The organism is Aquipseudomonas alcaligenes (genome assembly GCF_003205495.1).
Taxonomy (GTDB): Bacteria; Pseudomonadota; Gammaproteobacteria; order Pseudomonadales; family Pseudomonadaceae; genus Aquipseudomonas; species Aquipseudomonas alcaligenes_B.
Genome location: NZ_QJRX01000011.1, coordinates 105,859 through 132,288 on the forward strand (window position 1 = coordinate 105,859; position 26,430 = coordinate 132,288).

Sequence of the window (26,430 nt, forward strand, 5' to 3'; positions counted from 1 at the left end):
TTTACAGGCGGCCGAAGCTATCACAGCGCTATTAATGCCAACGCCCGCGAGGCTAGGAACCGCACTCTTAACAGTCTCTTTTGCACGATTTGTAAGGCACGCAGCCTCATCCACCACTAGGCCTGCACTGTCGCCCCAGCCCCACCTTCCACACAGCCAGTGCAAAAGCCTGCCCAGATGCACTCTTGAGTGGTCTCCATTCCCGTCGCCCCGATTAACATCGCCGCCATTGTTTTTCCCTCTTTCGGGCGTGCTCAGGTCATGTCTGGCTCGCCTTGTCTTATGAAGCACTCCTCTCTCTCACGCTCCATCCCCTACCACTTCGCCAAGCGCCACGGCGTGCTGCTGCGCGAGCCCCTCGGCCAGGCCCAGCTGCAGGTGCGTCGGGGCGCCAGCCTGGCGGCCGTGCAGGAGGCCCAGCGTTTCGCCGGTCGTGTGCTGCCGCTGCACTGGCTGGAGCCCGAGGCCTTCGAGCAGGAGCTGGCCCTGGCCTACCAGCGCGATTCCTCCGAAGTGCGGCAGATGGCCGAGGGCCTGGGTGCCGAGCTCGACCTGGCCAGCCTGGCCGAGCTCACTCCCGAATCCGGTGACCTGCTGGAGCAGGAGGACGACGCGCCGATCATCCGCCTGATCAACGCCATCCTCAGCGAGGCGATCAAGGCCGGCGCCTCCGACATCCATCTGGAAACCTTCGAGAAACGTCTGGTGGTGCGCTTTCGCGTCGACGGCATCCTCCGCGAAGTGATCGAGCCGCGCCGCGAGCTGGCCGCGCTGCTGGTGTCGCGGGTCAAGGTCATGGCGCGCCTGGACATCGCCGAGAAGCGCGTACCGCAGGACGGGCGCATCTCGCTCAAGGTCGGCGGCCGCGAGGTCGACATCCGTGTTTCCACCCTGCCGTCGGCCAATGGCGAGCGGGTGGTGCTGCGTCTGCTCGACAAGCAGGCCGGGCGCCTGTCGCTTACACACCTGGGCATGAGCGAGCGCGACCGCCGTCTGCTCGACGAGAACCTGCGCAAGCCCCACGGCATCATCCTGGTCACCGGCCCCACCGGCTCGGGCAAGACCACCACCCTGTACGCCGGCCTGGTCACCCTCAACGACCGCTCGCGCAACATCCTCACGGTGGAAGACCCGATCGAGTACTACCTGGAAGGCATCGGCCAGACCCAGGTCAATCCGCGGGTGGACATGACCTTCGCCCGCGGCCTGCGCGCCATCCTGCGCCAGGACCCGGACGTAGTGATGGTCGGCGAGATCCGCGACCAGGAAACCGCCGACATCGCCGTGCAGGCCTCGCTGACCGGCCACCTGGTGCTCTCCACCCTGCACACCAACAGCGCCGTCGGCGCCGTCACCCGCCTGGTCGACATGGGCGTCGAGCCCTTTCTGCTGTCTTCTTCCCTGCTCGGCGTGCTGGCCCAGCGCCTGGTGCGCGTGCTCTGCGTGCACTGCCGCGAGGCGCGTCCGGCCGACGCGGCCGAGTGCGGCCTGCTTGGCCTCGACCCGCACAGCCAGCCGCTGATCTACCACGCCAAGGGCTGCCCCGAGTGCCACCAGCAGGGCTACCGCGGCCGTACCGGCATCTACGAGCTGGTGATCTTCGACGACCAGATGCGCACCCTGGTGCACAACGGCGTCGGCGAGCAGGAGCTGCTGCGCCACGCCCGTAGCCTCGGCCCGAGCATCCGTGACGACGGCCGGCGCAAGGTGCTGGAAGGGGTTACAACCCTGGAAGAAGTGCTGCGCGTGACCCGGGAAGACTGATGGCCGCCTTCGAATACATCGCCCTGGATGCCAGGGGTCGCCAGCAGAAAGGGGTACTGGAGGGCGACAGCGCCCGCCAGGTGCGCCAGCTGCTGCGCGACAAACAGCTGTCGCCGCTGCAGGTCGAGCCGGTACAGCGCAGGGAGCAGGCCGAGGGTGTTGGCTTCAGCCTGCGCCGTGGCCTGTCGGCCCGCGACCTGGCGCTGGTCACCCGCCAGCTGGCGACCCTGATCGGCGCCGCGCTGCCCATCGAGGAGGCGCTGCGCGCCGCCGCCGCGCAGTCGCGCCAGCCGCGCATCCAGTCGATGCTGTTGGCGGTGCGCGGCAAGGTGCTCGAGGGCCACAGCCTGGCCAAGGCCCTGGCCTCCTACCCGGCGGCCTTCCCCGAGCTGTACCGCGCCACGGTGGCGGCCGGCGAGCATGCGGGGCACCTGGCGCCGGTGCTGGAGCAGCTGGCCGACTACACCGAGCAGCGCCAGCAGTCGCGGCAGAAGATCCAGATGGCGCTGCTCTACCCGGTGATCCTGATGCTCGCTTCGCTGGGCATCGTCGGTTTTCTGCTCGGCTACGTGGTGCCGGATGTGGTGCGGGTGTTCGTCGACTCCGGGCAGACCCTGCCGGCGCTGACCCGCGGGCTTATTTTCCTCAGCGAGCTGGTCAAGTCCTGGGGCGCCCTGGCCATCGTCCTGGCGGTGCTCGGCGTGATCGCCTTTCGCCGCGCCCTGCGCAGCGAGGATCTGCGCCGGCGCTGGCACGCCTTCCTGCTGCGCGTGCCGCTGGTCGGTGGGCTGATCGCCGCCACCGAGACGGCGCGTTTCGCCTCGACCCTGGCCATCCTGGTGCGCAGCGGCGTGCCGCTGGTGGAGGCGCTGGCCATCGGCGCCGAGGTGGTGTCCAACCTGATCATTCGCAGCGACGTGGCCAACGCCACCCAGCGCGTGCGCGAGGGCGGCAGCCTGTCGCGCGCTCTGGAAGCCAGCCGGCAGTTCCCGCCGATGATGCTGCACATGATTGCCAGCGGCGAGCGTTCCGGCGAGCTGGACCAGATGCTGGCGCGCACGGCGCGCAACCAGGAAAACGACCTGGCGGCCACCATCGGCCTGCTGGTGGGGCTGTTCGAGCCGTTCATGCTGGTATTCATGGGCGCGGTGGTGCTGGTGATCGTGCTGGCCATCCTGCTGCCGATTCTTTCTCTGAACCAACTGGTGGGTTGATAGCGATGTACAAACAGAAAGGCTTCACGCTGATCGAGATCATGGTGGTGGTGGTCATCCTCGGCATTCTCGCCGCCCTAGTGGTGCCGCAGGTGATGGGCCGCCCGGACCAGGCCAAGGTCACCGCGGCGCAGAACGACATCCGCGCCATCGGCGCGGCGCTGGACATGTACAAGCTGGACAACCAGAACTACCCGAGCACTCAGCAGGGCCTGGAGGCCCTGGTGAAGAAACCCACCGGCACGCCGGCGGCGAAGAACTGGAACGCCGAGGGCTACCTGAAGAAGCTGCCGGTCGACCCCTGGGGCAACCAGTACCTGTACCTGTCGCCGGGCACCCGCGGCAAGATCGACCTGTATTCGCTGGGCGCCGACGGCCAGGAAGGCGGCGAGGGGACCGACGCCGACATCGGCAACTGGGATCTCTGACTCGCGATGCAGCGAGCGCGCGGTTTCACCCTGATCGAGCTGCTGGTGGTGCTGGTGCTGCTCGGTGTGCTCACCGGCCTCGCCGTGCTCGGCAGCGGGATCGCCAGCAGCCCCGCGCGCAAGCTGGCGGACGAGGCCGAGCGCCTGCAGTCGCTGCTGCGGGTGCTGCTCGACGAGGCGGTGCTAGACAACCGCGAGTATGGTGTACGCTTCGACGCCCGGAGCTACCGGGTGCTGCGCTTCGAGCCGCGCACGGCGCGCTGGGAGCCGCTCGACGAGCGCGTGCACGAGCTGCCGGAGTGGCTCGAGCTGGAGATCGAGGTCGACGAGCAAAGTGTCGGGCTGCCCGCCGCCCGTGGTGAGCAGGACAAAGCCGTGGCCAAGGCGCCACAGCTGCTGCTGCTCTCCAGTGGCGAGCTGACCCCCTTCACCCTGCGCCTGTCTGCCGGCCGCGAGCGCGGCGCGCCGGTACTGACGCTGGTCAGCGACGGCTTCGCCGAGCCCGAGCTGCAGCAGGAAAAGTCCCGATGAAGCTCATCCGCGGCTTCACCCTGCTGGAGGTGCTGGTGGCCCTGGCGATCTTCGCCGTGGTCGCCGCCAGCGTGCTCAGCGCCAGCGCCCGCTCGCTGAAGACCGCCGCACGCCTGGAGGACAAGACCTTCGCCACCTGGCTGGCGGACAACCGTCTGCAGGAACTGCAGCTGGCCGACGTGCCGCCGGGCGAGGGCCGCGAGCAGGGCGAGGAGAACTACGCTGGGCGGCGCTGGCTGTGGCAGAGCGAGGTGCAGGCCACCAGCGAGCCAGAGATGCTGCGTGTCACCGTACGGGTGGCCCTGCGGCCGGAGCGCGGGCTGCAGGGCAAGATCGAAGACCATGCCCTGGTGACCCTGAGTGGCTTCGTCGGGGTCGAGCCATGAGGCAGCGCGGCTTCACCCTGCTGGAAGTGCTGATCGCCATCGCCATCTTCGCCCTGCTGGCCATGGCCACCTACCGCATGCTCGATAGCGTGCTGCAGACCGATCGCGGCCAGCGCCAGCAGGAGCAGCGCCTGCGCGAGCTGACGCGGGCCATGGCGGCCTTCGAACGCGACCTGCTGCAGGTGCGCCTGCGCCCGGTGCGCGACCCGCTGAGCGACCTGCTGCCGGCCCTGCGCGGCAGCAGTGGCCGCGATACCCAGCTGGAGTTCACCCGCAGCGGCTGGCGCAACCCGCTCGGCCAGCCGCGCGCCACCCTGCAGCGGGTGCGCTGGCAGCTCGAAGGCGAGCGCTGGCAGCGCGCCTACTGGACGGTGCTGGACCAGGCCCAGGACAGCCAGCCGCGGGTGCAGCAGGCGCTGGATGGCGTGCGCCGCTTCGACTTGCGCTTTCTCGACCAGGAGGGGCGCTGGCTGCAGGACTGGCCGCCGGCCAACAGTGCTGCCGACGAGGCCCTGACCCAGCTGCCGCGTGCCGTCGAACTGGTCGTCGAGCACCGCCATTACGGTGAGCTGCGCCGTGTATGGGCTCTGCCAGAGCCCCTCGAGGATCACGAAGAATGAAGAACCAAAAGGGTGTAGCACTCATCACAGTGCTGCTGGTCGTGGCCCTGGCCACAGCCGTCAGCGCGGCGCTGATGCATCGGCAACACCTAACGATTCGCAGCCTGAGCAATCAACTGCAAGCGCGCCAGGCTATCTATTACGCCCAAGGCGGTGAGCGATTGGCGATGGCTATCCTGGCTCGAGACCTTCGCCAGGGTAGCGTGCTACCGGTAGATCACCCGGGCGAAGAATGGGCAAACCCCAACCTGCATTTCCCTCTCGATGACGGTGGCGCCCTGACCCTGCATATCGAGGACATGGCCGGACGCTTCAATCTCAACAGCCTGGCGCAGCGAGGCGTCAACGGCGAGCTTGCGCTGCTGAGGATGCAGCGCCTGCTTCATCGACTCGACCTACCTGAGGTCTACGCACTACGCCTGAAGGACTGGCTGGATACCGACCAGAACCCCAGCACCGAATCGAGTAGCGAAGACGCCCAGTACCTGCTCGCTCAACCGGCCTATCGCACTGGCTCTGGCGAGATAGCCGATACCTCCGAACTCCGCCTACTCGCGGGGATGACCTTCTCTGAATACCAGCGCCTAGAGCCCTTTGTCAGCGCACTCCCGCCGGAGACAGCATTGAATGTGAACACAGCCAGCAGACATGTGCTGGGGGCCTTGGGAGAGGGCATACCAGAGGCTGTCCTGCAAACACTCATCAATGGCCGAGACCGGGACGGGTACCCCGACCTTAATGTCATACCACTGCATCTGAATGAGTACGGAGCCACTACGCGAGGATTGGCCGTATCTAGCCAGTTCTTTCGTGTCACCACCATGGTGGAGCTGGGTGAGCATCGCCAGGTACTCACGAGCTATGTACAGCGCGGCCATAACGGCCGCGTTCGCTTGCTTGCTCGTGATCTGGGACAGGACGCCTATTCACTTCAGCCCATCGAGGACAACAAGCGATGAGCGTGACCCTATTCCTTCCTCCACAGGCATGCACCAACGCAAAGGCAGATCTACCCGTCTGGCGAGTCGATGATGAAGACTGCCAAGTACTGCCCTTCATATCAGCAATACCTCTTAGCCCTGAAACATGGCGGTTAGTGCTACCTGTTGAAGCAGTTACCGTATGCGCCGTGCACCTCCCCCAGACTCGCCCCAATCTGGTTCAGAAGGCCCTGCCCTATGCCGTCGAAGAGCACTTGATTGAGGAGGTCGAGCTTTTCCACCTGTGTGTCGGTCAGAAACTGCCTGATGGGCGGCATAGCGTCTTTGCGGTCCGCAAGACTTGGCTAGAAGAATGGATTGGCCTGTGCACTCACAATCCGCCCCACGAGATTGCCGTAGACGCAGATCTCCTGCCGGGCGAGGGCACTCGATTGCTGTGTATGGGCAATCGCTGGCTTGTGGGGATTGAGCGCGAGATCCGCCTCGTGATCGGAGCAGAAGGCTGGGCTGAGCTCAGCGAGCATTGCCCCCGCCCTCGGCATGCGTATTGGGAAAACAAACGACCGGCACCTGGAACCATCGAGTCAGGCCAGCAGGTACTACAACCGCTGGCCTGGCTCGCCAAACAGAAACCCGGCACGAACCTGGCGATAGGACCATATGCCAGACAAGAGCCTGGAAAAAAGCTGGGTAGCTGGACCTACATTACTTGGACACTCGCCGTCACGGTGGCCATCTTGTGGACCTCAAACCTGGCACAAGCCCTCTACCTGCAATATCAAGGTGATCGTTACGCCCAAGCAAACGAAGAGATCTATCGGCGTCTGTTCCCGCAGGACCTGAAGATCATCAACCTTCGCGCCCAGTTCGATGAGCACCTGAGCCAAGCCCAGAGCAACAGACAAGGCAGCTTCCTGAAGGCCTTGGATGTGGTTGCTACTGCAATCACTCAAGAAAGGGCTCGAATCGATATCCGGCAGCTGGATTTCAAAGCTCAAAGCCAAAGCCTCGCGATACAGCTTCAAGCCCCAGACTTCGCGACGCTTGAGCGCCTGAAAAGCCGCCTGCACAGACAAGGTCACCCAGTCTCCATGGACTCAGCCAACCGAGAAGCACGCGGAGTCACTGCCAGCATGATCATTGAGGCGCCACATGAGAAGTAAACTCCAACAGCTTCGGTTAGCACTGCACGCGAAGTGGATCAATTTACCTGGCCCCCACCGGAGAATACTGGCGCCAGTCGGCCTCTTAGCACTTCTATTACTGGCCCATAGCGCTATATGGAGCCCCGTGGAGCGTCAAAAAGAACTGGCCGCGCTACATCTCAAATCCCAGCAAGAACTGCATGACTATCTTCGCCGGCATGCTGCGCAAATCGCCGCAAGCCAGTCTGAGCCATCCCTACCACCCTCAGCACTACATGGCCTGGTCACTCGCAGCGCAACAACTCAGGGGCTGTCAATCGATAGCCTTGATCAAGCCAATGATGGTGCTTTGCGGCTGAATATCCGCGGCCCATTTGATCGGCTCCTGCAGTGGCTCAACCATGTTGAAAGCCATGGTGCCCGAATCGAGGAGGCGCAAATCGCGAAAAACGCAGAGGGAGGCCTTGTCGGAGAGTTTCGGCTTATCCCCTAGGCCTGCCAGCAGCATCAGACGTAGAAGTTCTGACTGAGAGCGACTGCCTGCCAGCTCAAGCGCCCTATCTCAATTTGTGCAAGTGAAGTTGCTCCCGCAACCCGGGAAGTTCGTAACGCTCTAATTTTTAACAAAAAAATGGCCAGTTAAATTTTAGCCGCTATCAAACCATGCAAATTTCGACACACGCTGAAGTTCGAGCAAAAAACCAATAAACCACGAACCTACAATCACCCGGCAACACCAAAACAAGCCACAAGAGGTGATTGTAAATGGACAATGTACTTTTGGCCCCCGGCGACAAAACCGAGCGCAATGGTGGCTCTTTTCAAGAGTGCACAATTAATCCTTACTCGGGCTCACTAACCGGCCGCTATGGCAGGTACTGCACCATCCGAGACTTCGAAAAAGCCCCTCCCACCAGCAAGCCAGGCCGCTATTGGCTGCAGATATTTAAAACACCTGACAACACCGAATAAGTACGACTCAGGGGGCACTTTTGCCCCCTGAGGATAACTACGCCCAAGATAATGATAAAATCATGAACAAAAAATTTGCCCTTATATTGCTACTCTTAATCCCTAGCCTTTCTGTAGCGGAGAGCCACTCCGAGGAAGCCCGCCAAAGAGCTGTACGCGAGATCATTCAGGAGTCGATTTCACGCTACCCGGGAAATTGCCCCTGCCCCTACAACCTTGCAGCTAATGGCAGCAGATGCGGTAAACGCAGCGCATACAGCAGGCAAGGTGGCTATGGGCCCATCTGCTATGCAGAGGATGTGGATGAGCGCATGATCGAACAGCATCTGTCCTCGAAGGGGCACTGAGTTACCCGAAGGGGGAGGCCTGACAATCATGAGAATTATTCGATCTACCTTGTTTAACGGCACTACCGCTTGGGAAGCCATGGACATCACCCGACTCAATGGCATTAGCGTGCGGCTCCACTGGACTGATCAACCATACAAGTGGCACGTGAACGATGGGGAAGAGGTTTTTGCAGTGATGGATGGCGAGGTCGACATGCACTATCGGGTCGACAATGAGGTGCATGTCGCTCACCTGAAAGCCGGTGACATCTTCCACTCCACGATCGGTACGGAGCATGTAGCCCATCCCATCGTTCCATCAAGAATTCTGGTGGTCGAGACGGAGGGCAGTGTCTGAAAGCGCATGTTGAATTGCGCAAGGCGCCTCGGAGCTCAAGATAGAACCGGCTCCGAGGCTTCTAATGTGGATGGTAAATGGCACTCTGTGGTGCGGAGAGTGCCATTCTCGACTGAGCGTCCAGTCCGTCAGGACGCCCAGCATCCCCAGCCTAATGTGCAGCTAAGCGATCCCTGGCACTTACCCGCGCCTGGATCCACTCCAGAATCTCTGCCTCCACCCACGCGACTGCCTTCGCACCTAGCGGAACGGGCGCGGGAAAGGCGCCGTCCTGAATCGCCTTGTACACCGTGGATCTTGCCAGGCCAGTCATCGCCATAACCTCTTTCAAACGTATCAGTCTCATCATCAGACTCCATGGATTCACTCATGGAATAGGCCAGACCCGTCGCGCTTGAAGATGAGTCAGCTGACTCATACCGAGGTTGCGATGAGCCGCACCCGAGACCTTGCTCTGATGCTTCGCAAAGTAGCTCAGCCGGTAGAAGACTCGCAGGTACTGCTCGCCAAAGTCGGTCCCCTGAAGCTGCAGCTCAGAGACGGGGGTCTGCGGAAAATGCACGCCAGGAAGAGCCTGTTGCCACTCTATTCCCAAAGCTGACCCCCAGGCCTTACAAATCCGCCCTGCCAGGCTTTGGCTATAGTCGGCTCCCTCCTGATGCAGCAGCCCATAGTTGCCAGTTGTGAAATGCGCATCGCGATTGATCAACAGAGCCACGTGGTAGTGCGGATGCTCCGCCATCGCCTGCTCACGAACCCAGAGGTAATGAAGCATTGGCTGGTAAGCCCTCTTACCACTCCGACGTTTTTTCTTGGCTTCGTGCTCCAGCTGCGCCTTCAGCGATTCGATAAAATCGGTGATGGCACCGGCAGGGAGGTCTTGCCCCTGAGGAGCTCTGAGATCTACGCGAATGACGCTCCAACGAGCGTGGATGGCCAAAGAGGCCTCAAGCAGATTGTGAATGCGGTGGAGGTAGGTTTCGTTCAGATCCCCCTGGGAAAACTGGACGGGCAGCCCTCGCCACTTGGTGGCTGTTTCTGGAACTGGTAGGTACATGGATAAGCTCCTGTGGATTGATCCATAGGAACTGCTCACTGCCGTAGCCGATTACAGCTTTGCACTGAGCCCAGGCATTAGGAGGAGGACAATAATACTAACTAACCAACACTATTTTTTGGATGATGACAGGTGCGCCGCCCAGCTGGCGGGCACGAGGCTATGAAATCTCCATTTTCTCAACTCCGAACTTATCAGCCAGTTCCTTGCCAGAAAAAACAAGAGAAGTTCGAATATATAAAGCCCCAGCCACCTCTACAGGCCTACAACTTACAAGCGCCCATTCAGTTCGAGAGACAGGCATAGACATAATGGCATCAGAAAAATGAAACCCCAGCTTCGAGACCATGCGATGCGCAAGATCCTCAACAAGATCTAAAACAAGTCGATCCAAATGACTCATTACCTTAAGATCCATGCTTTCAATCCCATGAAATCCTGCAACAGGAAAAGAGAAACCGCAAACTTCCAGCAATGACCTTTGCATCACAACCTGCTGCTGCCGCTCCAAGAAAGAACGCCCGCATGGGTAATACCTAGAAACAAGCATACACCACTGATAGAGAAGGCAGCTAAGTTTATCTAAGTCGTTTAAAGCAAAGGCCAGATTCCTTCTTTGCAAGACATCTATACACTCCTCACGATCCTGCACTGAAAAGCCACTCCAGAACACATCGCGCTTACAGCCATACTCAAAACCACTTACAAACGAATCTCCGAGCAACGAATATAGTTTTTCGCGCCGCGACCCTCGCAGCACTAATGCGCCCCCAGCATGCTCCTCCAGAAAACCCTTCCCCACCAGAGATCTGATAAGACTCTGCACCCTCGACCTATCCATAGAGGTTTTTGAGGCCAATTCTTGAGCGCTAAGATACAGAACGCCCCGCTTTGACACTTCAAACCAAGCAAGGGCTAGAAGGCACCGCTCAGGATCCGTAAGGTCACGATATTTATCACTCCCTACATCCTCCCCACTGCGTTGTCTCGCGCTCACACCACAATCAAGAACCTTGTAAATCCATTCAGCAGCCAGTTCATTACCAACTAAAGCCCTACGCTTGATAAAGTACTCTGTGAAAGAATAAACCTGTAAAGGTCGACCTCGCGTGCGTCTCTTTTCACACACAAGAATCTGCGCCAGCACAAGCCCTTCCAAGCAAGTACTTATCGCAGACTTGCTACACCCTACCTGCTTGGCCAGCCTGGCAACGTTGGAGATTTCCAGCTCGCCAGGCTTTCTAAAATCCTGCAGCCGAATCAGCCGATAACAGAGATAACGGCTTTTGAGCGGCATCTGCTCCGTCCATAAGAGCACCTTCAAAGCCCACCTACTAGCATAGCCCCCCACCATACTCCCTCCTCAAATCAGATGACGCTTGGCCTCATCATCGCTCACAGAGCAGCAATTTAGAGCTTTATACCATTTTCACCCGTACGACTTTGGCCATAGTCATGTCCGCCGCCATTCGAACGATGATTTAGAGAGCCCCCTTAGCATCAGCCTCTCCCAAGCTCTCAGCGAGGAACCAGCCAGAAGGCCGCAACCTCCACCTGCAGCCCCATCCAAATCCTTCACCGCCTACATTCATCATGAAGGCACTTTACTGACATCGAATATTGGCAGTGATGAGACTGATTACTACGCAAAAGGAATAGCAAGACTCACACCGAAGCCCACAAGAAAAAACCCAAAAACTCTATCAATCCAATGCCCCTTGCTGAGGATACGCTCTCGAATTGGACCTGCAGCAAGAAATACGGCAACCAGAGAAAACCAGACCACATGCGCGAGCGAAATATATAGACCGTACCCTACCTGGACCATCTTGCTTGTACCAGGACTCACCACCTGAAGAAAAAGACTGACAATGAATATTGACGTTTTAGGATTGAGGGCATTAGTTAAAAAGCCAACTCGCAAAGCCTGCACATCCGAAATAGCCTTACTTTCCCCGCCAGAAACTTGCACAGCCGGTGTTGAGCGCAACATCTTTACACCCAAATAAACCAAATAGACCGCACCACAAAACTTCAAAACCCCGAAAGCTAAGCTGGACCCCTGAAGCAAAACACCTATACCAACAAGTGTATAGGCGACATGCACCAGCACTCCCAAGCCAATACCTATCGCGGTCAATACTCCAGCACGCCTAGACAAGACAAGCGCGTTACGAGACACCATCGCAAAGTCCGGCCCCGGACTAATTACAGCCAAAATAGTAATTATGACTACTGCCATCCACTCAGTCATTTTATCTCTCAAACAAGTATTGAATGAGCTACTATTGTGAGATTTGACGACATGAGCCAAAAGCGATGTTTTCTGACACTGACTGTGACTACAGCTCACCGACACCTCACGCTCGACTGCCCTCCCTGAATGCGCTGCGCTGCTTTGAAGCAGCAGCGCGGTTAGAAAGCTTTAGTCGTGCAGCGGCCGAGTTACATGTTACTCATGGCGCCATCAGTCGGAGTGTTCGCTTGCTCGAGCAGGACCTCGGGGTTGCCTTATTTGAGAGAAGGAGTCGGCGTGTTTTTCTCACAGAACCTGGGCGTCTACTTGCAGAGGCAGTTCGCGATGGGTTGGAGCTGATGCATGTCGCCACGCAGAAATTGCGTAGGGAAACCCGCCAGAAACGACGGGTTGTCATTTCCTGTGAGCCCACACTTTTGATGCGCTGGCTGATACCGCGCTGGGCAGACTTTAGAAGTCGCTATTCCGATATAGATTTTCATCTCGTGGCAGGTGGCGGGCCTTTTTCTTTTGACGCGGGGCTAGATCTTGCCATTCGACGCAATGACTTCATGTGGCCTACTCATTACCACTCCAGCCCACTGTTCGAGGAGCAGGTAGGCCCAGTCTGTCGCCCAGACAAAGTGACTGAGTGGTTCCACAGAGATGGTGCCTCAACCACGCTCTCGGATGGCGCCACCCTTCTTCAGACCCGAACTCGCCCTGACGCCTGGCATGAATGGTCCGCAGCGACCGGCAAGCTCATGCCAAAGGGGCCGGCGCTCAGCTTCGAGCATTTCTACTTCAGCTTACAGGCCGCCGTAGCCGGGCTTGGCGTAGCCATCGGCCCTTGGCACCTGGTCAAAGATGACATCCAGACCGGTGTGTTAAGTGCCCCGATGGGATTTGCCCAAGACGGCTCAGTCTATTGCCTACTCGCCCCGGCTCCCTTGCCGCTCGAAAGCATGGAACAGCAGCTTCTCGAATGGCTCCGCCAGGTTTAGCCATCGCATAACGCGCCGCTTTCAGCATGTGTCGCCGCGGTGAGCGTTCCAGATCTCCACCTGACCTCAGCCGCCGCTCATCCAAATGGCCGCGCAGAACGTAGACATTATTTCTACAGTGGAATTATATTGCACTTAATTTCCACCACCTCCACGACACCCAACGTATCGAGAGGTGCTCTCAGCCATACACGATCAAGGCCTCACCGTGCCCACCTCAAATGAAGAAACCCTAAGCCAGCTCTACTCGGCCATCGAGGAAGCTCACCACGCCATCAGACCCCAAGTCGCCTTAACGCCTCTCAGCTTCAGTCCTGGCCTTAGCGCTCAGTCAGGCGCCCAGGTCTACCTCAAGTGCGAGCATCTGCAACACACCGGGTCGTTCAAGTTCCGCGGCGCCAGCAATAAGCTGCGGCTCTTGGACGAGGAAAGTCGACGGCAAGGGGTCATCACCGCATCCTCCGGCAATCACGGACAAGCTCTTGCCCTAGCGGGCCAACACTTGGGCGTCCCGGTCACTGTCTATACCGCCTCTTACACCTCCCCCATCAAGCTGGATGCAATGCGACGCTTCGGAGCCAACGTGATTACGTTGGATACAGACTCCTTGGGCGCCGAGCTCGAAGCATCGAAACAATCACAAGCCACAGGCAAACCGTTCATATCGCCCTACAACGATCTAGAGATCATCGCCGGCCAGGGCACCATCGGTATGGAGATCATCGAGCAACTGCCAGAGCTGGATGCGATCTTCGTCGCTGTAGGTGGCGGCGGCATGATCTCGGGCATCGCAGCGGTCTTGAAGAAACACAACCCAGCCATCCGCGTAGTCGGTTGCTGGCCGGAAGTGGCGCCGACGATGCAAAGATCTATCGAGGCCGGCGAAATCATCCAAATGGAGGAAGGCGAAACCATCTCCGATGGAACCGCTGGGGGTGTTGAGCCTGGCGCGATAACACTCCCCCTGTGTCAGCGACTCATTGATGAAACCGTGCTTGTGAGCGAAGAGGAAATCCATACGGCGATGCGTGAGGTTGCACGGCATGAGCGATGGATTATCGAAGGCGCAGCTGGAGTGGCGGTCGCAGGACTGCTGAAGCAATCAAAAGCCTGTGCAGGCCAACGAGTAGCCGCCGTCGTGTGCGGCAGGAACATCATGCTGGATCAGTTTCTGAGTGCAGTTCGGTGAGAGTGATAAGTCGAGACCTGATTAGTGCTCACTTCAATTCGGAGCAGGCACTCGGATACATCGCCGAGGGCTTTGTTGCGTATAGCCAAGGCCGTGTGCAGATGCCGACACCCCAGAACTTTCTCTTCGCTGAAGCAGAGGGTGACTGTTGTGTGAAGTCCGCATGGCTGGAAGGAAGTAGCTCCTTTGCGGTCAAGGTCTCCACGGGCTTTTATGCAAACCCCAAACGAGGCCTGGAAAGCAACGATGGTCTGATACTGGTCTTCTGCGCCAACACAGGCCAACCGCTAGCGCTGCTTGCCGACCATGGCTGGCTGACCTGTATGCGCACTGCACTGGCCGGTCGCCTTGTTACGCAGTACTTGGCACCGCCTGTAGTGCGTGCCATCGGTATCATCGGCACTGGCGTTCAAGCGCGTCTACAGCTGGAGCAGACACTCGCAGTCACTGACTGCCGGGACGTGCACGTTTGGGGGCGCAGTGCCCAAGAGCAAGAACGGTTCAAGACCTTCGCCGAGAACCTTGGTTGCCAAGTGGTGATGGCTGACAGTCCAGAGACGCTGGTAAGAAATTGCAATTTGATCATCTGCGCCACCCCATCAAGGGAGCCGCTGGTGCAGCACCAATGGACTCAAGCAGGCACGCACATTACTGCTGTGGGTGCCGATGCTCCTGGTAAGCAGGAGCTTGATCCGAAACTCATGGCAATGGCCGATCTCATCGTGGTCGACTCAGTGACACAGTGCAGCGCATATGGTGAGGCATCCCATGCACTGCATCAGCATCTGATCAAGCACAGCGACCTGATCGAACTTGGGCTGGTGCTTCAGGGCAAACACCCAGGGCGTATCCGTCAGCAGGACCTGACAATCGCTGATCTGACGGGCCTCGCGATACAGGACTCCCAAATTGCGAGGTGCATTCTGAACTCGATAGCATCCGCCGACTCGGCGTAGCGAAAACGTCGTAGGTAGGTCTGCACCGACGCAATCGCAGCGCTAGCGCATAGGCTTCAGGTACTTGTAGACAGTCGCCCGCCCCATCCCTAGGACGTTCGCCACGTAGTCGATAGTGCTGCGCCCATTGAATCCCCCCTCTGCATAAAGAGCCTCGACCAAGGCTTTCTTGTTCTCGCGCGAGAGGGTGTTCAAACTCAGCTGATGGCTCTGTAACCAACCATGGACGAAGGTATTGATGCGCTCCTGCCAGTCATCCCGGAACAGTGCCTCTGGCTGCGGCAAGATCCGGCCTGATTGGAAGAAAAAGTCCAACGCAGCTTTAGCCTGTTCCAGGGCATGAAAGCTCACGTTGATGCACATAAGCGCTTCCGGCCTACCATGCATACCCATCAGCACCGCGCTAATCGAGCGCACCCGCTGGCCATCCCAGTTGAGCTTTTCATAGGGCCCAAGCTTCATCCCGGGCCCCAGCTCCTGAGGGAGATCACTCAGCGCGGAATCATCACCAACACGGCGCTTGGATATGTTGTTGGCGATATAGGCAATCTTCTGTGTGCCGAGATCGTGGATTACTGCTTCGGCATGGGGAAATAGCAGCGCCGCGATGCAGTCCGCCATGGTTTGGTAGTTAACAAGGGCCAGAGGACTCAACTCGTACTCGCGCGACATGCAGCAACTCATTCAGTGGTGGAGAGACTAAAACTGAGACATCAGTATAGGGGGAGCCCCACGCCAATATCCGCGTCGAGATTGTGCTCGTCAGAAACACCTGGCCGGCATCCAACTCTTCTGCATGGCGCTCGCCATCCTGGTAAAGGTACCGTTGCCCCTGTTCGGCGCCCCGGCAATGGCCTGCTTCCATCTAGGAGAGGTAGCCACTGGCGGCCTTAGCCCCTGCTGTAGAAGCTTTTAGCCCCTGCTCGAATATGAGCAAATTACCTACACTTTGCCCAATGAAAGCCATCTTCCTGGAAACCTCTACGTTCACCGCTACGGTGGGCGATTACCTAACTGATGACGAGTATCGTCAGCTACAGGACGAAATGCCGGCCAATCCGCAAGCGGGCGACGTCATGCCCCGAACAGGGGGCTTTCGCAAGCTACGTTGGATGGACAGTCGCCGCAGCACAGGAAAGCGCGGCGGCTTACGCGTCATTTACTACTGGCTGCTGAGCGACAGTTAGTTCTGGATGTTCGCCATATACGACAAGGACGAGCTCGATCACCTGACTCCCGATCAAGAGAAGTCTCTGAAGCAAGCCATCGCTCAAGAACTGGAAGCACGAGGTGCCCAATGAAAAAGCGCGATCTGTTCGCCGAGATGATGCAAGGCGTTTCGGAACTGGCGGCTCACCGCCAGGGCAAAATTACTCTGCGCACAACTGAGGTAGAGGAAAAGCCAGCCCCCGAGGTATCAGCGGAAGAAATAGTCGCCCTGCGCAAGAAACTGCGCATGTCTCAGGCAGTATTTGCCCGACGCATTCGCACTAGCACTGGCACTCTCCGGAATTGGGAGCAGAAAAAATCCAAGCCCAACACCCAGGCAGCACTTCTGATCAAGCTGGTTGAGCAATACCCTGACATGGTTGATCGGCTGGAGGCCGTATAAGTACAAGGGGCCGGAAGGCCCCTTGTAAGTTCCGGTCAACCGTCAGCCCACATCGTCTCGATTCGATTCCCTCCCATTTCAGTCAGCCAGTTCTTGACTAACTGCAGGATGCCCAGCCCCACAGGCGTCAGCCCCGTCCTTAGCCTCTAGGGCCGCGCCCTGGCGTCTTCTTCTCTGATCGACCAAGCACTCTGGCCTTGGATACTCCGTTTCGTTTATTGCGATTTTCGTTTATTTCGTTTACAATGAACATATAGACGTGCCGCACACATGCTTGCGTGCACACAAGTGATTTGGAGACTCCCATGACTACCGCAGAACTCAACCGCACCATGCTCCCCGATGAGAAGGAGATTGCTGCTGCCGTGGAGTCGCGCCGTCAGCTCGCTGCCTTCCTATCGACCAAGCTAGAAACTCAGCGCATCGAGATCCTGGACGATGAGCAACGCCCCCACACGGTCCAGTTGCCAGCCTTTGCGCTACGCCTGCTCGATGAAATCTTGAGCGAGCTGGCTATGGGGAACGCTGTAAAAGTCGTACCGATCCATGCAGAGCTGACCACGCAGGAAGGAGCAGACCTGCTCAATGTTTCACGGCCACACTTGGTAAAGCTGCTGGATGAGAACGTCATTCCGCATACCAAGGTGGGGCGCCATCGCCGGGTGAAATTCGCCGATCTTATGGACTACAAGCAACGCAGGACTGCCGAAAGCCGCCAAGCTTTGGATGAGCTCGCAGCGCAAGCCCAAGAACTGGGAATGGGGTACGAATGAGGCATTCGCCGTTCACCGCGCTGTATGACGCAAACGTCCTCTACCCAGCGCCATTGCGCGACCTGCTTATGCATTTGGCGCTAACGGGCGTCTACCGCGCGCGTTGGACGGCGCAGATCCATGATGAGTGGAAGAGAAACCTTCTGATCAATCGTCAGGATCTCACTCAAGCCCAACTGGATCGCACATCCGCTGCGATGGATAGGGCGATACCGGATGCCCTAGTAACCGGATATGAGCTCCTATGTGCAGGGCTCACCCTACCAGATCCAGATGATTGTCACGTCTTGGCAGCGGCAATTAGGTGCAGCGCTTCCGTGATCGTGACCTTCAATCTGAAGGATTTCCCATCTGATGCACTGGAGCCGTTTGAGATAGAAGCGGTACACCCAGACGACTTCATTGCTGATCTCTTTGACTTGGACCAAGCCGCAGTACTTGAGGCGGTCCAAGCACAGCGGGCTTCATTGAAGAATCCTCCGCACACCGCCCGGGAGCTACTCGACCGACTTCTGGTTCAGGGTCTAACGCAGAGCGTTAAGCTTCTCTCGGAGTATGAGCGGCTAATCTGATCGACGATTTCCTTCGCACTTTTTACGGTGGTTACCTGAGTCGCCACGCCGGCCGCTACCGCTCCAATAGCTTGCCGTTAGCCGCTTATGGCAGGCAGGAAAGGCGTCTACCGGCCTAAAGTGAGCGACGTAAATAGGGGATTCTATAATCGCTCTATAATTGACTATAAACGTAAGCGAGCGGTAATCACACCTCTCTGAGAGTTGACCTGTTGCGTGGTAGCAACACAACGAGTGGCACTGGATATGATGCAGCCCAGGCTCTATGGGCCTGGGCCGCTAGCCGTTACTTGTAAGCACCAGCCGAATAAATCAGCTCGTAGCTGTGGCTATAGATTTCCAAGATGTTACCAAAGGGGTCTTCCATATAGACCATGCGGTACGGCTTCTCGCCAGGAAAATACTCGCGTACAGGCATGCGCTGCTTGCCGCCAGCGGCAACGACCTTGGCGGCAAGCCCCTCGACGTCTGGATCTTGGACGCAGAAGTGGAAGATACCGGTCTTCCAGTATTCGAAGTTGTTCTGCGGCTTTTCGGCATTGCGAAACTCAAAGATCTCTACACCGATCCGATCACCCGTGGACAGGTGTGCAATACGGAACGAACCCCAGCCGGCACCAAATACATCGGTACACATGATTCCGATAGCTGATTCGTCTTCAGTGATCGTGGTCGGCGGCATGATCAGATACCAGCCCATGACCTCTGTGTAGAACTTCACAGCGGCGTCTAGATCAGTGACAGATAAGCCGAGATGAGAAAAGCTGCGTGGGTAGACGAATGACATAATTTGTACCTCTTGAGCGTTGGTGATGTGGCTAGTCTAGGAAGGACTTGCCATAATGAAAACCATCGCCAAGTTATGGTCTTGATAAGATATTGTTATGCTTAATCCGCAATGGCTGCGCACTTTCTCCGCCCTGATCGAACAGGGTAATTTCACACGCTGCGCCGAGTACCTCGACCTGACCCAGGCCGCTGTCAGTCAACATATACAGAAGCTTGAGGAGCGGCTCGGCCCATTGCTGATACGCCGCCCTCGACAGATCGAACTCACACCCGCAGGGCGTGCGCTGCTGGAGTATTGCGAAGAGGTTAGTGCTGCCGATCAGCGACTGCATAACCGCTTATCGGCGCATGAAGACACGCGTGGAGAGATTGGTTTGATTTGTCCTGGCAGTATCGGACTGGCCCTCTACCCCATGCTGTTGAACTTGCAGCAGGCAAATCCCGGCCTGATCATTCGACAACGTTTTGCTCCGGATAGAGAGGTGCTCGAAGCAGTGCTGGATAATCGCTTCGAGTTGGGATTGGTGACGCTTAAGCCTGACGACCCGCGTCTTTGCGTGAGTCGCTTCACCGAGGAGCCATTGGAGCTAATCGCACCCGCCTCAGAGCGAGTCGAAGGTTGGGACGATCTGAGACGCATAGGCTTCATCGATCATCCTGATGGCCGCGCCATGGGTAGTCGTCTGCTCAGTCGTTACTACCCTGAGGAGTCAGGCATCGGCAGTCTTCCCTGTCGTGGCTTTACCAACCAGATTGGTCTGATCCTTGAGCCAGTTGCGCGAGGGTTAGGCTTTACGGTGTTACCGCGCTATGCACGCTTGGCGTTTCAACGCCCAGAAAGTATCCAGGTTATCGATGGGCCACGATTAGTCGAGGACACTCTATGGTTGATACATCGCGCCGAATGGCCACTATCTACTAGGGCAGAGTTGGTCGTTCAAAAACTGAGGTCGCAGATTAAAAGTCTGTGACCTGCTAGGTCAGCCAGCGGAGCGCGCCGTAGAGATCACACTCATAGAGCTCCAAGAAGGCGCCCCAGGTCTCGACGAGACGACAAATGTAGTGGTCAACCTATCCCGGGACCCAGCTCCTGGGGAAGATCACAAAGCGCAGAATCATCACCAATACGGCGCTTGGATATGTTGTTGGCTAGGCAATCTTCTGTGTGCCGAGATCTTGGATCACTGCTTCGGCATGGGGAAATAGCAGCGCCGCGATGCAGTCCGCCATGGTTTGGTAGTTAACAAGGGCCAAAGGACTCAACTCATACTCGCGCGACATGCAGCAACTCATTCAGTGGTAAAGGGACTGAAAACCGAGATGCCAGTATAGGGTGAGCCCCAAGCCAAAACCTGCGTCACGATTACGCGCTCCCAACGAACCTTGCAGATACGATCGACGCGATCGAAGAGGCTTGGATCGCTAGGAGCGATTACTCGAGTAGCTAACCCGGTTCCACTGAATCGCGCGACGACTCCAGTGCGACGTGATGGCCTGCGTAAAGTCAGCTCTGACTAGCTTGGCACGGGCCTCGCACCAGTCGTGTGACTCACGACGGACCACCACGCCCTCCAGGGGCTTACCGGGACGAAAGCGACTCGAAGCTGTCTGAATGGTCTGCTCGAGCTCAGCCAGAGTCGTGCGCCCACGCAGGAGACTCGGAACGGTAAACAGTCCAGCTTGCCGCGCGAGCTCATCGCGACGCCGAGAACTCCAGAATCGGCCTGCAGAGCGGTCGAACACGTCAAACACCAAGAACCAATCTGGAAGGCTGCTGTAATCCAGCGAGTGCTGGGCGGCGCACCACTCGCCGAAAATGATTAACCCAGGACTGAGCACCGAAAGCAGCGGCTCACGATTACGATCCAGCCAGCCCGGCAGCCTTGCAAACTGCCCCGCATGAGGGTCGCAGAGATACTGCCCCCGATTCTGCGCGCGAAGCGCCCCATCTCGGTCGAGTGATATCCCGAGATTGGCACCATCGAGCTTTTCCTCAACCAGCACATCACCAGACAGCAGCTCCGTAACCTCTGATCGAGAGAGCATCTTGTCGTCACGAGGTACGTTGCCCTCACCTAGCCAAGCGAGATGGGGAGTCGAGGGAAAACGATAAAACTCATCCATAAACGTGCACACCAAGGGTTGTCTTATCCCCCCATGCCTCCGCAAGACTGTCTCAGGCACTCCAACACAGCCACGAATCTTGGTGCCCTCAGACAAACTCATTGAACACAATGGAGTCAGGGGGTTGGTCGGTTACGCCAAGCCGCCAGCCTCGCTTGGCACTCCGCTAATGGAAAACGCGCACCTCGCATGATCATGCAGTCCAATGCGTCGGCCGCTCCATCATGCGTGACTATTTCTGCCGCCAGGAGCTGATCCAGTAGCCAGAGTGCGCCATGAACCTGAAGCCCATCTTGTATAGCCTGGCGACGAAGCCGGCCATCGCCTGTCAGGAGGGGCCGCCCTGTCTCCTGCGCCAGGAAGTAGCAGGAAACGTCAGCCAACGAGCTATTGTTATGCTGCATACGGAGCTCATAAAGGCGTGGTATGCCCTGCGCCTCAATGACTTCAACCCGCAGGCCCAGTCTCTCAAGCTCTGAGCGGCTGATATCCTTTAATTCCCGGATTACAAAGTCTGTGCAGCAAAGCACGATGGGTAATTCAAAAAGTGCTTCCAGCAGCCCTGCATTCCTAAAATCAATCAGGATGTTTGCATCACTGATGTAGACCCGACTCATTCAGTCCCCATAGTGGCCACCAGGTCGCGCTCCAGCGCACTCACTGCCCTATTGAGCAATTCTGCAGCACGGGAACTGGTAAACAGCCCTTCTGCCAACCCCCAATAAACGAGAGACTCAAAACGCTGAGGCGGCTTACAGTCTTGGGGCTCAGGCTCTGCTTTTCTCCAGCCGCGCGCACTGAACTGAATGGCCAGATTGCGGTACCCCTCAGCACTGAGTAACTCCAAGTCTTTGAGGCGATACATCGCCGCCTGCATTGAGATCCCGTACTGACGCTTGGCAATTAGCAGCTCTTGGGGATGAACCTCGGTACGCCGATGGACGCCAAAGTCGGCCTTGACTCGATCCTTCGGGTACAAGAAGGCACCAGCAAATCGATGGCAGCAAAGCTCTTTTTCCTTTTCCGGCATCTCATCTGGCAGGCACATCACCCAATGCCCTAACTCATGAGCTGCGGTGAATCGCATTCTTTCGCCCGGCCTACTCGCGTTGAGACCAATGAGCACATGCTGTTTGTCTTCGGTCGCAGCACATGCGCCATCAAAGTCATCGGGGCCATCTATCAGTGCCACTTTTATCCCATTCTCCTCGAGCAACTCGGTGAGATTGGAGATCGCATCGGACCCAATCTGCCAATCCTCGCGCAATTGCTCCGCAGCAGTCTCGGCTTCCTCGATCGAGCCAACCAGATACCTCTGGCAAGGCGCGTTGGGAGTGGCGATATCAACGGGGTCGAAATACATTTCCAGAGCGATGTAGCGCTCTAAATGCTCTCGAATCTGCTCCTCAACCTGCTGCTGCAGGTACTTGGGCATTTTTGCGAGCTTACGAAACTCGAGTGGCGCCAGAGCCATTGGCTCAGGGCGGAAGAAATACTCAGGGCTGACATCTAGGGCGTCAGCCAACTGAAGCAAGCGAGTGGAGTTGGGGGCTATCTGTCCCTTCTCCAGCTTGCTCAAGCCTTGTTTAGTAATGTCACCAAGCTGTCGCGATAGCGCCTCTAAGGACATCCCTCGTAGCAGCCTTGCACGCCGAATTCTGTCATGAATCATAAGCCCCCCTTGGTTGACAAAAATAGCAATAATCTGAAATTCGTCAACCTAAAGCGCGCTCATCGAAGACCCGATGGAATTAGTCGATAGAGCTGCAGCCGTCGTTCAAGCCCTACAGATAACGGCGGCCTTATGAAAGCGGCAGGTCGAGAAACCCAACCTACTCCGTCACAGCCTCTTCGAGGACCTCTTCAAGCTCCATCTGGTGCCTTGTCCACTCTGCAGCGACTGCAGGATTTTCAAGGATCTGCTGCTCAATCTGCAGCGTCTCCCGGTACTCGCGAGCCTGCGCAGTCATCGTCCAGTGCGTCTGCACGCCAAGCACCTCAAGCTCTTGCTTGATGTCTGCCAAGCCCAGTCGGAAGAACTCCTTGCGTGGATTGACCTTGTTGACCTGCTGACGCAGGAAGTGACGGTGAAGTTGCTTCTCAAGGCCCGGTGCGTCTTCGCTGAAGATCATGGCGTGCACGTCGAACTCGAAAGGCACGCTGGCATCGCCCAGCTCACGAATACGGTCTGCAGGCTCCAGCCTACGAGTCATACCGATCTTGAACACGTCCTCACCAAAGGAGCCGATGTTCGAAATGACATAGACGTGTCCCGTGCGAGTCTGCTGAGCCATGGAAAGCGCACGCTGGTTCTTCTCCTCAGCCTGACGCAGCTGCTCCTGCAGCTCAGCAAGCCTGGCTTCGAACTCCGCTCGCTGGGCCTCTGAAGCAGCTGCAATCTGTTCTTGCGCCTTCTCCATTGCCTTACGCAGAGTTTGCTCTTCCTTGGCTGCATCCTTGAGCGCTCGCTCATACTCGCGGCGCGCCTTTTCTTCCTCACGAATCTGCTCACGCAAACGCCGTTGCTCTTCGCGCTCCTGATCACGAATAGCCTGAGCTGTAGCAGCCCAACGCAGCTCCAGCAGACGAGCTGAAAGGTAGGCTTCGGTTATCCGAGCATTTCTGAAGGAGGCACCATTGGTGTTGACCAAGGCATACGAATCTCGGATTTCCTTTTCCAGGGTGCCGTGGTTGTCGGACTTGGCGCGCGAGAGAATGGAGTCCACCTTGCCGTTGAACGCATCGATCACGAAACGGATAGCAGTGGCTCGGCGGTTAGGCTCCGCATAATCACAGACAGCCGCCTGACCGTTCTTGACCATGAGCCGCGTCATATCGCGGGCATCTTTAAGCTTCTGCCCCGCCTCGGTGTAACCGATCTCCTCAGCAAGATCATCAAGCAGGTGGTAGGTCGGGATGATGTAGGCATCACCGTAGCCTTCGATCTTGTGCTTGATGGCATCGGCAGCATCACTCAACTCCTTCAAGCGCCCGGCAGCTTGGAAGGCCTCCCCCGCAATTTCTTCAGCGCGGACATTGGCCGCATCAACAATGCGTCGAGCCTCATCCAGTGCTTCTGATAGCCGAACCTCTGCCTGTTCAAGCCGTTGCTTGGTAGTTCTGAGCATCGAGTCCTTTTGCTGCTTGATGTCGTCACTCAAGCGTGCGACCTCAGCCTCAACGTCGGAAAGCGCCTGGTAGCGCTCAAGCCGGGCCCTGAGCGTGTCCAGCAAGTTGCTCTGCTCAACATAGCGTTGAGCAGCGACCCGAGCCTCCTCATGCAAAGCCATGATCTCAGCTCGAAGCTTACTCTCGTGCTCGGCAGCCCTGTCGAGCCTTGCGCGGAGTTCATTTCGCTCTCGAAGAACCTTGGCCAGTTCTTTCTGGTGCTTCGCTCCCTGAACAACAAAGTAAATCAGTGCGGCCACAGCACCGATAAAGAGAAGTTCCATCTATTGACTCCCTGACTCGTTTGAAAAAGGGATCATATGTCAACTCGCCCCCTTACAACCGCAGATACTGGGGTGTTGCACTAATTGCCAGCTTTCTCGGGCCAAGGCATCAAGTAGCCTCGCTTAAGGATACGTGACACCACATACATACCAATCAGACAAGGAGAGCAGCACCATGAAAATGACGCGCGTAAGCTCGTCGGCGATCAGCGCAATTGGCTACGATCCCGCTACCAAACGCATGAAAATCACCTTCCAGCAGGGGCATACCTATGACTTCTGTGGCGTACCGCAGCATGTGTACGATAACTTCATGCGCGCTCCCTCAAAGGGCCACTATTACAACGATTACATCAAGGATCGTTATCAGTGCTGAAAGCTCATGGACTTAAATGAGCTCTCCGGTACGAAGTTGGGCACGCCTGGGAGATTTCTATAGCATGCCCTGCCCCGCTCTTGCCCGATCACACAGCCGCAAGACATCACATGGCGCTGATTCGACAACAGAGGGAGGTGGGGCCACCCGCAGCGCACAGCGAAGGGCCTCCACTTCGGGGGCCCAGAGGCCTTAAGCCATGCCAGCTGGAGTGCGCGCCCTGTCACTCCATCGAAATCAAAAAAACTTCAGACCTGTATTACTAATGGGAAGACGGGCTCGTATTGCCCTCTTCAGCCCCTTCCCGTTGTACAGGAGTCTGAATGATGTCGATCCTTTGCCCCGCATGTAACTCTTCTCAAATCATCACACGCAATATCGGCCGCAAGCTGGGCGGCACCGTCGGCGCAGTAGGTGGCGCTGCAACTGGTGCTGCCAGCGCTATGGCTGGCGCTCAGGGCGGTGCAGCGCTGGGCATGGTCGCCGGCCCCATAGGTGCCGCACTTGGCGGTCTTGCCGGCGCCATTCTCGGTGGCCTGGCTGGTAGCGCGGTAGGAGGCCTGGCTGGCGCCCAGGTTGGCGAGAAAATCGACCTGCATGTGCTGGACAATTATCAGTGCCAAGCCTGCGGTCACGCCTTCTCGGTCTCTGAGCAGTAGCTGCTCACCGAACCGCATCATCTCCTCATCTCTCACAGCAGTGATTGCACCTAACTCGCCCAGAGATCTCGGGCGCAGGTGGATCTATTGGCATGCCTCTCTGGCAAGGAGTCTGTAATGGCCCATCTCATTGAACAAATGGCCTATGTCGGCGATGCGCCCTGGCATGGCCTTGGTAACCAGCTCACCCAGAAACAACCGATCGAGGTCTGGCAGCGTGAAGCAGGAATGGACTGGCAGATCCTGGAAAGCCCAGTGCACTTCAAGTCAGATGCGATCGGCCATCTCGGTACGATCCATTCTTTCCCAGAGCAGAAGGTGCTGTTCCGGTCTGACAGCAAAGCACCGCTATCGGTGGTCTCCAGGCGATATCACACGGTGCAGCCGCGTGAGGTGCTGGAGTTCTATCGCGATCTGACCGAGGTCTCCGGCTATGAGCTGGAAACCGCTGGCGTACTCAAAGGTGGCCGCAAATTCTGGGCACTGGCCCGCACAGGGCAAGGCACTGCGCTGAAGGGCAACGACCAGGTCAACGGTTACCTGCTGCTGGCTACCTCCTGCGACGGTACCCTAGCCACAACAGCAACCCCGACCACAGTGCGCGTTGTGTGTAACAACACCCTGACCATCGCCCTGGATGGAACGACGCGTGCTATCAAGGTGCCCCACAGCACCCGCTTCGACCCACAGGCCGTAAAGAAACAACTCGGTATCGCTATCTCGCAATGGGACGAATTCATGTACCGCATGCGGGCACTGACTGATCGCAAGGTGAAGCCCAAAGAAGCACTTTCGTTTATCACCACGGTAATGGGCGATAGCTCCCCGAACGCACAGCAGAAGGAGGTAGTGCCCAACATCCGCGCCATGCAAAAAGTGGAGAGCCTCTTTCAAGGAAGAGGTCGAGGCAGCAGCCTCGAATCTGCCAGTGGAACAGCTTGGG

33 protein-coding genes and 1 pseudogene are annotated in these 26,430 nt (G+C 57.7%); 23 read left to right on the forward strand and 11 right to left on the reverse strand.

Annotated features, from left to right (window positions below; genetic code table 11):
• Positions 1-282: 282 nt before the first annotated feature.
• The 12 genes from gspE (at position 283) to DMO17_RS18765 (ending at position 8,688) form a co-directional block, all read left to right on the forward strand.
• On the forward strand, positions 283-1,764 hold the full coding sequence (gene gspE, locus DMO17_RS18710) for a type II secretion system ATPase GspE (RefSeq protein ID WP_181418825.1): 1,482 nt from the start codon (positions 283-285) through the stop codon (positions 1,762-1,764).
• The gene (gene xcpS / locus DMO17_RS18715) at positions 1,764-2,978 is read left to right on the forward strand and encodes a GspF family T2SS innner membrane protein variant XcpS (RefSeq protein ID WP_110683996.1); all 1,215 of its coding nucleotides are present in this window, start codon (positions 1,764-1,766) and stop codon (positions 2,976-2,978) included. Before gspE ends, xcpS begins: the two co-directional genes overlap by 1 nt.
• A 5-nt stretch (positions 2,979-2,983) precedes the next feature.
• A complete protein-coding gene (gspG, locus tag DMO17_RS18720; protein ID WP_110682057.1) occupies positions 2,984-3,406 on the forward strand; it encodes a type II secretion system major pseudopilin GspG in 423 nt (140 codons plus the stop codon).
• A 6-nt stretch (positions 3,407-3,412) separates the two neighbouring features.
• Positions 3,413-3,937: a type II secretion system minor pseudopilin GspH gene (gspH, locus tag DMO17_RS18725; RefSeq protein ID WP_110683997.1), complete on the forward strand. Its 525-nt coding sequence runs from the start codon at positions 3,413-3,415 to the stop codon at positions 3,935-3,937.
• A complete protein-coding gene (gene gspI / locus DMO17_RS18730; RefSeq protein ID WP_110683998.1) occupies positions 3,934-4,323 on the forward strand; it encodes a type II secretion system minor pseudopilin GspI in 390 nt (129 codons plus the stop codon). Before gspH ends, gspI begins: the two co-directional genes overlap by 4 nt.
• The gene (gspJ, locus tag DMO17_RS18735) at positions 4,320-4,943 is read left to right on the forward strand and encodes a type II secretion system minor pseudopilin GspJ (RefSeq protein ID WP_110683999.1); all 624 of its coding nucleotides are present in this window, start codon (positions 4,320-4,322) and stop codon (positions 4,941-4,943) included. Before gspI ends, gspJ begins: the two co-directional genes overlap by 4 nt.
• Positions 4,940-5,902, forward strand: coding sequence for a type II secretion system minor pseudopilin GspK (gene gspK / locus DMO17_RS18740; RefSeq protein WP_110684000.1), 963 nt, complete (start codon positions 4,940-4,942; stop codon positions 5,900-5,902). Before gspJ ends, gspK begins: the two co-directional genes overlap by 4 nt.
• On the forward strand, positions 5,899-7,047 hold the full coding sequence (gene gspL / locus DMO17_RS18745; RefSeq protein ID WP_110684001.1) for a type II secretion system protein GspL: 1,149 nt from the start codon (positions 5,899-5,901) through the stop codon (positions 7,045-7,047). The genes gspK and gspL overlap by 4 nt, the downstream gene beginning before the upstream one ends.
• On the forward strand, positions 7,037-7,522 hold the full coding sequence (gene gspM / locus DMO17_RS20160; RefSeq protein WP_110684002.1) for a type II secretion system protein GspM: 486 nt from the start codon (positions 7,037-7,039) through the stop codon (positions 7,520-7,522). The genes gspL and gspM overlap by 11 nt, the downstream gene beginning before the upstream one ends.
• 272 nt (positions 7,523-7,794) lie before the next feature.
• A complete protein-coding gene (locus DMO17_RS18755; protein WP_110684003.1) occupies positions 7,795-8,001 on the forward strand; it encodes a hypothetical protein in 207 nt (68 codons plus the stop codon).
• A gap of 62 nt (positions 8,002-8,063) precedes the next feature.
• The gene (locus DMO17_RS19955; protein WP_110684004.1) at positions 8,064-8,348 is read left to right on the forward strand and encodes a hypothetical protein; all 285 of its coding nucleotides are present in this window, start codon (positions 8,064-8,066) and stop codon (positions 8,346-8,348) included.
• Positions 8,349-8,376: 28 nt separating this feature from the next.
• On the forward strand, positions 8,377-8,688 hold the full coding sequence (locus DMO17_RS18765; protein WP_110684005.1) for a cupin domain-containing protein: 312 nt from the start codon (positions 8,377-8,379) through the stop codon (positions 8,686-8,688).
• Between the two features lie 151 nt (positions 8,689-8,839).
• Here DMO17_RS18765 and DMO17_RS18770 read toward each other — a convergent pair whose 3' ends face one another.
• From DMO17_RS18770 to DMO17_RS18780, 4 genes are all read right to left on the reverse strand, one after another.
• A complete protein-coding gene (locus tag DMO17_RS18770) occupies positions 8,840-9,037 on the reverse strand; it encodes a helix-turn-helix transcriptional regulator (RefSeq protein ID WP_309146490.1) in 198 nt (65 codons plus the stop codon).
• A gap of 18 nt (positions 9,038-9,055) precedes the next feature.
• Positions 9,056-9,745 carry an inovirus Gp2 family protein gene (locus tag DMO17_RS18775; RefSeq protein ID WP_110684007.1) on the reverse strand — a complete coding sequence of 230 codons (690 nt, stop codon included), beginning with the start codon at positions 9,743-9,745 and terminating at the stop codon, positions 9,056-9,058.
• Between the two features lie 160 nt (positions 9,746-9,905).
• Positions 9,906-11,042: a hypothetical protein gene (locus DMO17_RS19640; RefSeq protein ID WP_146224940.1), complete on the reverse strand. Its 1,137-nt coding sequence runs from the start codon at positions 11,040-11,042 to the stop codon at positions 9,906-9,908.
• Between the two features lie 345 nt (positions 11,043-11,387).
• Entirely contained in the window at positions 11,388-11,999 is a 612-nt protein-coding gene (locus DMO17_RS18780; RefSeq protein WP_110684008.1) for a LysE family translocator, read from the reverse strand.
• Between the two features lie 65 nt (positions 12,000-12,064).
• Here DMO17_RS18780 and DMO17_RS18785 point away from each other — a divergent pair, with 65 nt between their 5' ends.
• From DMO17_RS18785 to DMO17_RS18795, 3 genes are all read left to right on the forward strand, one after another.
• On the forward strand, positions 12,065-12,985 hold the full coding sequence (locus tag DMO17_RS18785; protein ID WP_110684009.1) for a LysR family transcriptional regulator: 921 nt from the start codon (positions 12,065-12,067) through the stop codon (positions 12,983-12,985).
• Between the two features lie 175 nt (positions 12,986-13,160).
• Positions 13,161-14,174 carry a threonine/serine dehydratase gene (locus tag DMO17_RS18790; protein WP_375538034.1) on the forward strand — a complete coding sequence of 338 codons (1,014 nt, stop codon included), beginning with the start codon at positions 13,161-13,163 and terminating at the stop codon, positions 14,172-14,174.
• The gene (locus DMO17_RS18795; RefSeq protein WP_110684010.1) at positions 14,171-15,130 is read left to right on the forward strand and encodes an ornithine cyclodeaminase family protein; all 960 of its coding nucleotides are present in this window, start codon (positions 14,171-14,173) and stop codon (positions 15,128-15,130) included. Before DMO17_RS18790 ends, DMO17_RS18795 begins: the two co-directional genes overlap by 4 nt.
• A gap of 42 nt (positions 15,131-15,172) precedes the next feature.
• On the opposite strand, the gene DMO17_RS18800 is transcribed toward DMO17_RS18795, so the two are convergent.
• Positions 15,173-15,802, reverse strand: coding sequence for a helix-turn-helix transcriptional regulator (locus tag DMO17_RS18800; protein ID WP_110684011.1), 630 nt, complete (start codon positions 15,800-15,802; stop codon positions 15,173-15,175).
• Between the two features lie 284 nt (positions 15,803-16,086).
• On the opposite strand from DMO17_RS18800, the pseudogene DMO17_RS18805 reads away from it, so the two are divergent.
• The 4 genes and pseudogenes from DMO17_RS18805 (at position 16,087) to DMO17_RS18820 (ending at position 18,087) form a co-directional block, all read left to right on the forward strand.
• A pseudogene (locus DMO17_RS18805) lies at positions 16,087-16,431 on the forward strand (toxin).
• Positions 16,428-16,742, forward strand: a complete 315-nt coding sequence (locus DMO17_RS18810; protein WP_110684012.1) for a helix-turn-helix domain-containing protein — start codon at positions 16,428-16,430, stop codon at positions 16,740-16,742. Before DMO17_RS18805 ends, DMO17_RS18810 begins: the two are co-directional and overlap by 4 nt.
• A 305-nt stretch (positions 16,743-17,047) precedes the next feature.
• Positions 17,048-17,515, forward strand: a complete 468-nt coding sequence (locus DMO17_RS18815; RefSeq protein WP_110684013.1) for a helix-turn-helix domain-containing protein — start codon at positions 17,048-17,050, stop codon at positions 17,513-17,515.
• Positions 17,512-18,087, forward strand: a complete 576-nt coding sequence (locus DMO17_RS18820) for a PIN domain-containing protein (RefSeq protein WP_110684014.1) — start codon at positions 17,512-17,514, stop codon at positions 18,085-18,087. Before DMO17_RS18815 ends, DMO17_RS18820 begins: the two co-directional genes overlap by 4 nt.
• 286 nt (positions 18,088-18,373) lie before the next feature.
• Here the strand turns inward: DMO17_RS18820 and DMO17_RS18825 are convergent, their stop codons facing one another.
• The gene (locus DMO17_RS18825) at positions 18,374-18,874 is read right to left on the reverse strand and encodes a lactoylglutathione lyase family protein (protein WP_095194881.1); all 501 of its coding nucleotides are present in this window, start codon (positions 18,872-18,874) and stop codon (positions 18,374-18,376) included.
• 97 nt (positions 18,875-18,971) lie between these two features.
• Between DMO17_RS18825 and DMO17_RS18830 the strand changes: the two genes are divergently transcribed.
• Complete coding sequence (locus DMO17_RS18830) at positions 18,972-19,847, forward strand: LysR family transcriptional regulator (RefSeq protein ID WP_110684015.1); 876 nt, start codon at positions 18,972-18,974, stop codon at positions 19,845-19,847.
• 178 nt (positions 19,848-20,025) lie between these two features.
• On the opposite strand, the gene DMO17_RS19905 is transcribed toward DMO17_RS18830, so the two are convergent.
• The 5 genes from DMO17_RS19905 to DMO17_RS18850 all read right to left on the reverse strand — a co-directional run bounded on the left by DMO17_RS19905 (position 20,026) and on the right by DMO17_RS18850 (position 24,452).
• Positions 20,026-20,157 carry a PAS domain-containing protein gene (locus DMO17_RS19905; RefSeq protein WP_375538035.1) on the reverse strand — a complete coding sequence of 44 codons (132 nt, stop codon included), beginning with the start codon at positions 20,155-20,157 and terminating at the stop codon, positions 20,026-20,028.
• A 141-nt stretch (positions 20,158-20,298) separates the two neighbouring features.
• Positions 20,299-21,000: an RNA ligase family protein gene (locus tag DMO17_RS18835; protein WP_110684022.1), complete on the reverse strand. Its 702-nt coding sequence runs from the start codon at positions 20,998-21,000 to the stop codon at positions 20,299-20,301.
• A gap of 116 nt (positions 21,001-21,116) precedes the next feature.
• Positions 21,117-21,617, reverse strand: a complete 501-nt coding sequence (locus DMO17_RS18840) for a PIN domain-containing protein (protein WP_110684016.1) — start codon at positions 21,615-21,617, stop codon at positions 21,117-21,119.
• Positions 21,614-22,672: a helix-turn-helix domain-containing protein gene (locus DMO17_RS18845; RefSeq protein ID WP_110684017.1), complete on the reverse strand. Its 1,059-nt coding sequence runs from the start codon at positions 22,670-22,672 to the stop codon at positions 21,614-21,616. The genes DMO17_RS18840 and DMO17_RS18845 overlap by 4 nt, the downstream gene beginning before the upstream one ends.
• A gap of 160 nt (positions 22,673-22,832) precedes the next feature.
• A complete protein-coding gene (locus DMO17_RS18850) occupies positions 22,833-24,452 on the reverse strand; it encodes an SNIPE associated domain-containing protein (RefSeq protein ID WP_110684018.1) in 1,620 nt (539 codons plus the stop codon).
• Between the two features lie 175 nt (positions 24,453-24,627).
• Between DMO17_RS18850 and DMO17_RS18855 the strand changes: the two genes are divergently transcribed.
• The 3 genes from DMO17_RS18855 to DMO17_RS18865 form a co-directional block, all read left to right on the forward strand.
• A complete protein-coding gene (locus DMO17_RS18855) occupies positions 24,628-24,828 on the forward strand; it encodes a KTSC domain-containing protein (RefSeq protein ID WP_110684019.1) in 201 nt (66 codons plus the stop codon).
• A 323-nt stretch (positions 24,829-25,151) separates the two neighbouring features.
• Positions 25,152-25,487: a hypothetical protein gene (locus DMO17_RS18860; protein ID WP_375538036.1), complete on the forward strand. Its 336-nt coding sequence runs from the start codon at positions 25,152-25,154 to the stop codon at positions 25,485-25,487.
• 117 nt (positions 25,488-25,604) lie between these two features.
• The coding region (locus DMO17_RS18865) for a DUF932 domain-containing protein (protein ID WP_110684020.1) at positions 25,605-26,430 on the forward strand (826 nt) is incomplete at its 3' end.